General features: G+C 33.1%; 9 protein-coding genes and 1 pseudogene. 7 read left to right on the top strand and 3 right to left on the bottom strand.

What is annotated here, in order from left to right; translation table 11 throughout:
* Positions 1–216 precede the first annotated feature (216 nt).
* A complete protein-coding gene (locus WH390_RS13690; protein ID WP_032116004.1) occupies positions 217–1,026 on the top strand; it encodes a hypothetical protein in 810 nt (269 codons plus the stop codon).
* 708 nt (positions 1,027–1,734) lie between these two features.
* Here the strand turns inward: WH390_RS13690 and WH390_RS13695 are convergent.
* Complete coding sequence (locus WH390_RS13695) at positions 1,735–2,616, bottom strand: LysR family transcriptional regulator (protein ID WP_406850602.1); 882 nt, start codon at positions 2,614–2,616, stop codon at positions 1,735–1,737.
* A gap of 1,613 nt (positions 2,617–4,229) precedes the next feature.
* On the opposite strand from WH390_RS13695, the pseudogene WH390_RS13700 reads away from it, so the two are divergent.
* A pseudogene (locus WH390_RS13700) lies at positions 4,230–6,251 on the top strand (FAD-dependent oxidoreductase).
* Positions 6,252–6,771: 520 nt separating this feature from the next.
* On the opposite strand, the gene WH390_RS13705 reads toward WH390_RS13700, so the two are convergent.
* Complete coding sequence (locus tag WH390_RS13705) at positions 6,772–7,728, bottom strand: TerC family protein (protein ID WP_032115700.1); 957 nt, start codon at positions 7,726–7,728, stop codon at positions 6,772–6,774.
* A 532-nt stretch (positions 7,729–8,260) separates the two neighbouring features.
* On the opposite strand from WH390_RS13705, the gene WH390_RS13710 reads away from it, so the two are divergent.
* From WH390_RS13710 to WH390_RS13730, 5 genes are all read left to right on the top strand, one after another.
* Positions 8,261–8,926 (top strand): DedA family protein, encoded by a 666-nt coding sequence (locus tag WH390_RS13710; protein ID WP_032115699.1) that lies wholly within the window; start codon positions 8,261–8,263, stop codon positions 8,924–8,926.
* A 221-nt stretch (positions 8,927–9,147) separates the two neighbouring features.
* Positions 9,148–9,444: a YqjD family protein gene (locus WH390_RS13715; protein WP_032115698.1), complete on the top strand. Its 297-nt coding sequence runs from the start codon at positions 9,148–9,150 to the stop codon at positions 9,442–9,444.
* A gap of 1 nt (position 9,445) precedes the next feature.
* Positions 9,446–9,853 carry a phage holin family protein gene (locus WH390_RS13720; RefSeq protein WP_032115697.1) on the top strand — a complete coding sequence of 136 codons (408 nt, stop codon included), beginning with the start codon at positions 9,446–9,448 and terminating at the stop codon, positions 9,851–9,853.
* Positions 9,840–10,136, top strand: coding sequence for a YqjK-like family protein (locus WH390_RS13725; protein ID WP_032115696.1), 297 nt, complete (start codon positions 9,840–9,842; stop codon positions 10,134–10,136). Before WH390_RS13720 ends, WH390_RS13725 begins: the two co-directional genes overlap by 14 nt.
* A 229-nt stretch (positions 10,137–10,365) precedes the next feature.
* Entirely contained in the window at positions 10,366–10,761 is a 396-nt protein-coding gene (locus WH390_RS13730) for a DoxX family protein (RefSeq protein ID WP_032115695.1), read from the top strand.
* Between the two features lie 60 nt (positions 10,762–10,821).
* On the opposite strand, the gene WH390_RS13735 is transcribed toward WH390_RS13730, so the two are convergent.
* The gene (locus tag WH390_RS13735; protein WP_032115694.1) at positions 10,822–11,739 is read right to left on the bottom strand and encodes a LysR family transcriptional regulator; all 918 of its coding nucleotides are present in this window, start codon (positions 11,737–11,739) and stop codon (positions 10,822–10,824) included.
* Positions 11,740–11,785 lie beyond the last annotated feature (46 nt).

The following is an 11,785-nucleotide window of genomic DNA, read 5'->3' on the forward strand; positions in this document are numbered from 1 at the left end:
ACTATTTATTTGATGCCACATTTTCGGCATGGCTTACAGACATGATAACGTCATTATCGCAACAGATGTATAAAACCCGTTATTAATAGTAGCAACCGATACTCCGCGATGGCCATCCTATTATTTGCAATCAGCATCACACTAGATGGCCAATGACATAATATCTGGCAAGTGCCATAGCCGGCTATCTGTAGCACAAATGTAAGGAAATCATTAATGGAAAGAAAATATAACTCACCCTTACCCGTTTTCAGTCTTTATTACATTGCAATCGATACCGAGGCTGGTATCACACCCGCGCAATTCGAAACCTTCGTTCGCCAAAAAGGTGTCTATATTCCATGCTATCCTGGCTGGCGTTGGACGCTATTGCGTGGTCTTCGTGGCGAGCGGGTTGGACAATACCTGATGCTGTTTGAAATAGAAAGCACAGAACATCGTAATCGCTATCAATCTAGTAACGGCAATAAAACAGAATTAGCCAATCAATTCTGGCAGCAACAACCACAAAAAATACATGGTATTCTTGCCGAATGGCAACGTTATGGTACTTTTAGTGAAATTCCAACTATTTACACTGATTATCAACTACTAGCTGAAAATAAAAAAAGTACCGTCTGTTATGGCCCACGCTATCAGGAACTACCTAACCAAGAGCCTATCGCCAGAATAATTGGGATCCACAACCTAGCACTACGGCCTGGGATTAAGGCAGAAACATTTGAAACTTTTATTGCTGAAAACCATCATCGAATAGAGGATTATCCCAGCTGGAAATTTCGCCTGTTAAAAGGTGAACGCGGAAATCGTCTGGATCAATATATCGTAATGATGGAGATTGAAAGTCTTGCAGCACTTAATCTATTTTATCCCAAACCAGATATAGCCACTGATGAAGCTGATCATTTTGCACGCGCGCATCAGGATACTAAACTTATGTATAAAGAGTGGAAGCAATTTGCATCCTTCTCCGGCTCACCTCAAATTTATACTGATTATTTGTCAGTAGCGGAAAGTTTAGGTTAAATTAATAAACCAGAAGTTCGACTGCAGTGATCAAGCTCGATAATCAAGCCATTCTGCTTATCACTGCTATGCGATATCGCTATAGTTGATGAAGAATAGTAGCTTTAAAATTACTCAATAAAAAATTTATTAACACCTTTAAAGTATAAAAATTATTTAAATAGTGGTTTACTTATCGGATGAAAAATTTATATTTTCATAAGCAATTTAAAATATATATTTTTACTAGCAAAAGTTTTATTTTTTTAAATACCAATAATATGAGTCGTGGAGAAAAATAATAATTATTTAAATTACCATACTTAGTGAGAATCATATAAACACTAAATTATTTTAAAATAACTTCCACATTTCATTATTAATAAGATTCACCTTACAACATTTTAAAATTATTATATTAAAATTTACATGAAATAGCATCACTAACAAATAGCTATTAAAATAAAAAATTAATCTATTATTATATTTAAATATAATACTTTTATAAATCATTAAAATAACAAAAGCAATTTAAATTATTTATTAAAGTGATAATTAAATTAAAATTGATAATATTAAAAACCTAATAGGCATCGCTCAATGAAACAATAAATATCATGTAATAAATAAAACCAGAAGATAACTTTAAAATAAAACTCGATACAGAAAAACTGCTATATTATATATTTTTGGTTTAATATTAGATTCCCTGGTGTTTATTACATCATATTAATCACATATTAAATCTATAAGCCATTGTAAAGATTCTTTTTTTTCAGTCTTGTAATATAATTTTCCTCGAACTTCGATATTGAAAGGGGCAGCAGGGATAGCGAAATTAACTTTATGTTGCTTACCTAATGATATATTTTTATTGGATTTAGGAATAAACGAAATACCTTTTCCATCACCTAATATATGAAAAACATCATCAATACTTGGAACTGAAATTATATTCTTCTTATGCTTATCCATTAATATATTTTTTATTCTCTCAAAACCTTTCGATAACAACATACTTTCTGTTTGTATAATATTATTATTAAGTAGTAATTCCATTTTATCTTTATCTTTGTAGTGATTTATAATATTTTCAGCTGCACCTAATTCTAACTTAGAACATAGTGATAGACTTTCAATATTAGCAGGTAAATTCTCCTCTTCTCTTGAAGCAATAAAAATATCTGCCTGAATACGACATATAATATCTGATATTAAATGATTAGAATACTTCTTAATATCAACAAGAATTCCCGATTCAATTGAATCTATTTTTGATATTATTGAGGCCAGATCAGGAAAATAAGCATCATCTGTCGCTATATTAATAACAGACTTTTTTTTACTAGAAAAACCTAACATTAATTTTTTTGTTGTAGCACTTACATCCTGATAATATGGGAATAATTCTTGATATAATTTTTCCCCATTAGAAGTTAATTTTGCTCCTCTTCCTGAGTGTTGAAAAAGTTGAACACCTAACTGCCCCTCTATTTCCTTCATTCCCTTACTAAGGGCAGAAGGAGATATACATAACTCATCTGCCGCTTCTTTAAATGTTCCTTTTTGGGCAATAGTTATAAATTGCTCAACTCTTTTTGAGAAAAACATATTATCTCCTATATGAAAATCTGATAAAAATAAATTTTTTACGAAAAACATATTATCTTCTCTATAAAAAATTAGATAGAAGCAAAATTTTATTAAAAAAACAACTCAAAACATATAAATAATCAGCTCAATAATTTTTATATTTTTAGAATTCTCAATGTAATAATATATAATGTAAACTTTTATTTTATCCTAATATAGCTACATATAACTTCTCCCTATCAATTGTTATTACTTCTTATAACTTATAAATAATAAAATGTCACATACCTTTTTTTCATTTATTGTTTACTTATCATCAATTTGCAATCATTTATAAGAATAATAATGAAATTTTTAAAATTTAAAAATTTAAAAATTTAAAAATTTATCATATTTAACCACTTACAATAAACTGTATAAAAATACATATATTTTACATTTTTAAAAAATAGAAATTGTGATATTGTAAAATCAATAATTCTTAGTGCATTTAAATAAAAAAATAAATAACTAGAATATATACATTACAATTAGCAAATTATAATATAAATTTTATTTTACTATTGTACATTACAAGAATTTTAAATTTAATGAAGTTTATAACAAAAGGTTGTGAAATAAATTTCTTGTTATAACATTACCTTCTTTGATTTATAGATTAAACACCAAATACTAAGTATCATATTCATCCTCATATTATAGATTTAATTAAAGATAAAAATTCTATTGTTAATATAGAATATAATTAATTTTATATGAAAAATGAACTATTACTCATCCGGATTATATTTCTACAGATGCTCATCATATTTTAACATTAATTTTTTTGTTCTTTATTTTTCGATTAGAGCCATTACCCTTCTTATAACCACCTATATATTTATAAATTGCCACGGCTTTTTAGTTTTATCTTGCTCATCCAAAACCCAACAATACCTCAACATAATCAGGATAAACTTAATCATTAAAAATATTATCACTAAAACAAAATAAGAAAGAACTACCAAATATCTTCTAAAACTATTTTGGTTAATTCTTCACTATACTAATTTTTGTTTACTTAAATTTTAGCTAAGTCTCAAAAATCTTATACATATAAATAAACGCAATAATATAACTATTTTATAGTCTACTCTCAACGACCGTAAGTAAAGTGAATACAAAAAATTGTCGATTACTATAAATAACTCTTCTAAATCAATATGTTAAAATTATACAACTATGTTTACTAAATATGTGGTTTATAACTGTCCTGTAAAAATTCAATTGATATCATTATGTGAAAATAGATCTATAAACAAGCACAATTCTATCAAATCTCCTATCATTCAAATGTGACCCTACACTAAAATTAATAACATTTAACTACCAAAAGAATGAAAATTGCATTTTTAGACTTTTACAACGTTATTTATATCCTAACTATTTAGTGTAGGACTTTACGGCAATTTAATAATTATAAAATAATACATCGGTAAATATGATAAAAATCACAATTTATTAATAATAATATAGTCTTTCAACTATTAATATAGGTTAAATTAAGATAATGTTTCTACAATTTGCGTTGCAATTGGCTATTAAGTAAAACAATAATCCAATACTAAGAACCCATCATAAGGAAAATGGATATGCATCTCTTTCCTCATCTATTTAAGCCATTAGACTTAGGTTAAACCCAATTAAAAAACAGAGTAATTATGGGCTCTATGCATACTGGGCTAGAAGAGCATCCTCAAGCTAGTGTTAGGTTAGCAAAGTTCTATGCAGACAGGGCAAAAAATAATATTGGATTAATTATTACCGGCGGCATCGCCCCTAATCACTCTGGCAGCCTGACCAAACATGGGGCAACCCTAATTAGTAAGAAACAAATTTTTCACCATAAAAAAATTACTCATGCGGTTCATCAAGCGGGAGGAAAAATTGCCTTACAGATCCTGCACGCTGGCCGCTATAGCTACCATCCAGATCTAGTTGCACCTAGTGCATTACAAGCTAGTATTAATCCCTTTTTGCCTAAATCACTCAGTGATACTGCAATTTTGCAAACAATTGAAGACTATGCCAATTGCGCCGAACTTGCTTTGCAAGCGGGTTATGATGGTATAGAAATTATGGGTTCAGAGGGTTATCTAATTAACCAGTTTATTACCCGATATACTAATCATCGTGATGATTTATGGGGCGGTAGTTATCAAAATCGGATCCGCTTTCCAATTGAAGTCATTAAAGCTGTTCGGCAACAGGTAGGGAATAATTTCATTATTATCTACCGACTATCTATGCTTGATTTAATTGAAAAAGGCTCCAATTGGGGTGAGATTGAGCTTTTAGCAAAAGCAATCGAAAATGCAGGCGCATCGATGATTAGTACAGGTATTGGCTGGCATGAATCAAAGATCCCGACGATTGCAATGATGGTACCAAGAGCAGGCTTTACTTGGGTCACTAAAAAATTGATGGGAAAAATATCAATCCCCTTAATTTGCACTAATCGTATCAATTCACCTGAGGTAGCTGAAAAGATTTTATCTGACGGCTGTGCTGATTTAGTTTCTATGGCTCGGCCATTTCTTGCTGATGCAGAGTTTATGACAAAAGCAGCCGAAAATCGTGCGGATGAAATTAATACCTGTATTGCTTGTAATCAAGCCTGTTTAGATCAGATATTTGTTGGCAAACAAGCATCATGTTTAGTTAACCCCCGAGCTTGCCATGAATTAGACTTTCCTTTCCAACCAATATTAAAACCAAAAAATATTGCTGTTATCGGCGCAGGTCCTGCCGGATTATCATTTGCAATAACAGCGGCGGAGCGTGGGCACCATATTACTTTATTTGAACAAGAATGCCAGATCGGTGGCCAACTGAATCTTGCTAAACAAATACCTGGAAAAATAGAGTTCCAAGAAACTATTCGTTACTTTCAACGTCAACTGACACTAAAAAATGTTACTGTTCATTTAACTAAAAAAGCCGCTGCTGAACAATTGGTAAACTTTGACGAGATCATTATCGCTACAGGCGTACTACCAAAAAAAATTCACATTGAAGGTATCGATCACGCCAGTGTCGTGAATTATTATGATGTATTAAAACATCATATTACCATAGGTCCCCAGGTTGCAATTATCGGGGCTGGAGGGATCGGTTTTGATATAGCACAATATCTTTGTCAAGAAACAGATAATAGTAGCCAAAGCATTGATGCTTTTACCCACCAATGGAACATTGATACCACCATATCTCAACCAGGTGGTATTTATCCTAAGGGTGAGCAGAACATTGATTCTGCTCGTAAAATTTATCTGCTGCAACGAAAATCAACCCGTGTTGGTGAACAGCTAGGAAAAACAACCGGCTGGATCCATCGCTTAAACTTACTACGCCATGGCGTTACAATGATGAATGATGTTAGCTACCAGAAAATTGATGATCAGGGATTGCATATTTATCATAACAAGCAAAAAAAGTGTTTGCCTGTTGATAACATCATCATCTGTGCTGGCCAACAATCACTTCGTACTTTAGCCGAAGCATTATATAAATTAGGCAAGACACCCCATATTATCGGTGGTGCCGATATTGCTGCAGAACTTGATGCTCGGCGTGCTATTGATCAAGGAATGCGTCTTGCTTATACAATATAAAGAAAAACACCAATAAGCGTGGATATAGCCGCCAAAAAAGTAGCAAAAATACAGAATAGTAAGATAGAACAAATATTGGTTTTTTGACCTTTTTGTGGTTAACAGTCGAAAACATAACCGATGTTGATACTAAAATAGGCGCAATAACTTTCATAGAACTAATAAATAAATCGTCAAATAAATTATCATTCAAAACGCCATAAAATTAAAGTCTGACCTAAAAGAATACGGCAAGTGAATCAATTAGTATTTGCATTACAAAACTTGCATATACGATATTAGACAGTAAGCTAATATGTTTTTTTACATTGTTATTCCAAAGTATTTTTATGACGGTAAAAAGATACCATCATAGATAAAAACAGATTTATTAGATAAACAATTAACTAACTCTTTTATTAATAAATTAACTAGCAGAACTCATTTTACTAATAGAGAAAGTAGCAATATCCCTTTCTATCATTGCTAATCAATATAAAGGGATACAACATTATAATATTTAAAGATATTTATTTAGTAATTAAATGATTTTTTTGCATTTATTAACAATATGATTAATGAACATCGTTAATGTTAAAATCCCCGCAACAACACTTAGCGATACAGCGGTTGGAATATGAAAAATATCCATTAATAACATTTTTATACCAATGAAAATTAAGATAATAGATAGCCCGTACTTTAGCATAGAGAATTTTTCAGCAATACCTGATAAAACAAAATACATCGCTCGCAAACCTAAAATCGCAAATAGATTTGAGGTCAAGACAATAAAAGGATCCGTGGTTACTGCAAAAATGGCAGGAATGCTATCCACGGCGAAAATAATGTCACTAATCTCAACTAAAATTAATACCATAATCAACGGAGTAGCAAATAAAATACCTTGTTGACGAATAAAAAAACGCTCGCCATGTAAAGTATCTGTCATGCGTAAATGAGAACCGACCCATTTTACTAGTGGTTTTTTATCAATCGATTGATCATTTTCTTTAACAAAAAACATTTTTATACCGGTAAATAATAGAAAAATGCCAAAGAGATACAAAACCCAGTGAAACTGAGAGACTAGCCAACTACCTGTAAAGATCATGATAGTACGCAATACTATCGCACCCAAGACACCATAGATAAGAACTCGGCGCTGTAAATTGACTGGGATTGAAAAATAATTAAATAACATTAACCAAACAAATACATTATCAACAGCTAACGCTTTTTCCAGTAAATAACCAGTCAAAAAAGCCATTGTTTGGCGATTAGCAATCGCTAGGCTAGTTGTCTGTTTAAAATAAAACCATAAACCTAAGGCAAACAATAATGCCAAACTAATCCAAATAAAACTCCATACAACAGCCTGTCTTACTGTTATTTCTCTTCCCGGATGCTTACCCTGTAAAGAAATATCAATAAGTAACATAATCGCAATAACAACAGTAAAGATTGCCCATAATACGGGAGTACCAACAGAATGCATTTTAGCTCCTAGAAACGAAAAACGGCCAATTCCTACAGAAGGCTCAGCCGTTATAATCCATTTTAGTCTTCATAGGTTTCTATTCCACTAATTTAAATTATAAGTAAACCTTGCCCGCTGGCAAGGTCTCACTTACAACACAAAAGCTACTTTGATATCCACCTGTGATGCCCGGTTACCGGGTGCATAACACCGTAATGACGATAGACCGGCTAAAGAAGTTACTCCCCTTTGCTAGCTATTAAAATAAAAGATCTGCTAGCGAAACACAAGATATAGGTAAATGTACTTCATGAATTGTAAAAAAATAAAATATTAAATAGAGAGTCAATTTCAACGAAAAATTTGCTATTTAGTTATTTATGATTTTGTTAGAGTATTACACTAGTCTAATATATTATGCTTATATCTGAATTTAATATTTAGGTTCATGCTACAACCCTTTTAACTAGGTTCACATTATCTCTAATAAGGGATAATAGGTAATAACTGCCAATTAGGTTTAAAGATCACGGTATTTAGGAAACACTTGATGGAATTAGTTAAAGAACTTTTTTTTGCACTCTGGCATCAAGATTACAATATGCTAATGAATCCTTCATTAGTATGGGCTATCTACATTATATTATTTATAATATTATTTTTGGAAAATGGAATATTACCTGCCGCTTTTTTACCCGGTGACAGTTTACTCATTCTAGTAGGCGTCCTAATAGCTAAAGACACTATCAATTATCCATTGACAGTTATTATCTTAACCGCAGGCGCCAGTTTGGGTTGCTGGGTAGGCTATCTTCAGGGTAAATGGCTAGGAAATAATAAAATTGTGCAAAGCTGGCTTTCTCATCTACCTGAACATTATCACCAACGTGCTTATGGCCTGTTTCATCGCCATGGCTTGGCAGCGCTGCTTATTGGCCGCTTTCTTGCTTTTATCAGGACCATCCTACCTACCATCGCTGGCCTATCCGGTTTACCTGATAAACGCTTCCAGTTTTTTAATTGGCTTAGTGGATTACTTTGGGTATTAATTTTAACTACTATTGGTTATGTATTCGGTAAAAGCCCACTCTTTCAATACTACGAACGCCAAATCATGAGTATTTTGATGCTGATCCCGCTTGTTTTGCTTTTTATTGGCCTAATAGGCAGTATAGCCGTAGTACTAAAGAAAAAATTTAAGCGCCGTAATCCCTAAATCCAAGCTAACTTATGCTGTTGCCTACTTTCCTGGTAACAGCATAGCTTTCGGTCAAACCGTTTATCAAATTCATACCAGTATAATTATTTTTATATTTCAATATAACAAATTTTAAATTACCTTAAATGAGATATAGATTGATTTTATTGGTTCTTTTACTATTCTCAAAGAATAAAAGTGATAAAAATTAACATTATTTATTGAGAGAGGTTAACGTTATGAAAAATACCGAAAACCTGCGTACAGAATTAAAATCATTAGCGGATTCTTTGGAAGAAGTTTTGCACAATACAGAAAATAAATCCAAAGCAGAAATTGACAAAATTCGCCGTAAAGCAGAAAAAGCGTTAGATGATTCTCGCCAAAAACTGAGTGATGTAAGCGGTAAAATTATTCATCAAACTAAGGAAGTTGCTGGCCGTGCTGATGATTATGTACATGAAAATCCATGGACAGGTGTTGGTGTTGGTGCCGCTGTCGGGCTGGTATTAGGCATTTTACTGGCTAAACGTTAATATGCGAGAAAATCAACATCCAGATGGACCGGCTAAAGGCTTGCTAAGCACCTTACAACGGATAGGTTCTATTCTTATTAATATGGTTGAGACAAGGCTGCAACTTGTTGCCGTCGAACTCGAACAAGAAAAACAGACCTTTGTCCAACTGATTTTATTAGCCGGCACCACATTACTATTGATCGCATTTGGCCTTATGAGTTTGCTGGTATTAATTTTTCTCATGGTTGATCCAGCCTATCGTATACAAGTCGTTGCGATTACAACCGCTGTTTTACTTATCCTAGCGTTATTAGGTACTTGTTGGACATTAAAAATAGCCCATAGCAAGACTCTATTAGCCGCAACCCGTGAACAATTAAAACAGGATATCAAACAGTTAAAACAGAATGAAGATGAAACTGAGTAAACGTAAACAACTGGTATTAAAAAAGCAGCAATTGTTGACTAATATTCAGCAGCAGCGTAATGCGTTATCAGCTACGTCTGAACATTGGTTAACAATTACTGCATCTTATGATCGTACCTGGCAAAAAATGTTAGTTTTCAAACCACTGCTCATTGCTAGTTTCTCATTAATTGCACTCTATAATATCCGTCATCCTAAAAAACTTTATCGACTAAGTCGACGAGCTATCGGTGTTTGGGGGATAGCAAAAACCATACAAACATTTATAGCCAAAAAAGCGTAATCCATTTACGAATTGATAATAACAATTCACTCCTTTTAGACAAAAACTATTCTCGATTAATTCATTCAATTTTTTTGCATAATAGATTGAATTTTCTTAGCTAGTATTTTTAATAATGTAGGCTTTACTATGAATAAAACAGCAATTAACTGCTCTTGCCTAGCAGTCAAACTGCCCACTACAGATTAAAAACTATTACTTTAAATATGATGCTTTAAGAGAGATTAATATGAAAAACATAGAGAATATCACTATCCTAGTGGCGCGTATTCTGATGCCACTGTTATTTATTTTTGCCGGATATGGTAAGCTTGGTAACGGCTATATCGAAACTCAGCAATATATGCATGCGATGGGTGTCCCTGCATTTTTACTACCATTGACTATTTTATTAGAGTTTGGCGGTGGGATTGCCATACTATTGGGTTTTTTAACCCGAACCATAGCTATTTTTACCGTTGCTTTTAGTCTATTAACCGCTTTTATTTTTCACTTCAACTTTGCCGAAGGCGATAACCAATTAATGTTTTTAAAAGATCTTTCTATTGCTGGCGGCTATATGCTATTAGCCATTCTCGGACCAGGCAAATTCAGTATTGATCACTGGTTAAATAAAAAATGGTAATAGTTAAAGCTTGGGCGATCATTTTACCATCGCCCATAAGTAAAATTTAACCGAATATTTTTACGATAACTGAAAAGAATAGTGATCACTATTAAACAATTGGGGGATCTGGCGTAAGCACCAAAATTTAGCTTCACCAATTTTGCCACGATGCCAGGCCATAATAATATTAGTCTCTTGACTATACTCTGATCCTACGACCCGTAATCGTCCTGCTTTAATATCTTTTTCAACCAACATATATGGCATGGTTGCAACACCTAAGCCCGCTAATAAAGCACGACGTTTTTCATCGATTGAACTTACTGTTAATCTCTGCTGTTTATCTAACAACTGTACCGTTAAGACAGGTCGTTGTTTAGCGGTATCTGCAATGGCAATCCCACGATATTTGATCCGAGTCATGTCGGAAAGTGGCTCTGGCTCTTGATGAATAGGATGCTCTGGACTGGCAACATAAACATTATTAATCGTACCAAGTAAACGACTATTAATTTCAGGTGAAGAGCGAAAATGCAAATCAGGCGCAATAACAATATCTGCCTTACCCGTTTCTAAACACTCCCATGCACCCGCTAATACTTCAGTCAATAAAGAGAGTTGAGTTTCAGATTTTTGTGCCAATTTATCAACTAAAGGAAAAAGCGTTGAGACGGGGATCAATACTTCACAAACGATGGTAAGATAAGGTTCCCAACCGCGCGCCAATGCTTCAGCATCAACAACAAGTTTATCTGCTGCTTCTAACAATAGCCGCCCTCGTTCCAACAACATCCGACCAACGTCAGTAAAACGTGTTCGATGGCCAGAGCGATCAAAAAGCACCACATCAAGCTCTTCTTCTAATTTTTGCATCGTATAACTTAATGCAGAAGGAACTTTACCCAATTCATCAGCTGCGGCTGCAAAACTTCCGCGTCGATCAATGGCATTCATTACGCGTAATGCATCTAATGTTAGTGCCCGCTCTTTACTCATAAAGGATCTCAATCAAGAAATTTGAATGTTTAACTCAGATTAACTA

Source organism: Candidatus Arsenophonus nilaparvatae (assembly GCF_045346035.1).
Classification (GTDB): domain Bacteria; phylum Pseudomonadota; class Gammaproteobacteria; order Enterobacterales; family Enterobacteriaceae; genus Arsenophonus; species Arsenophonus nilaparvatae.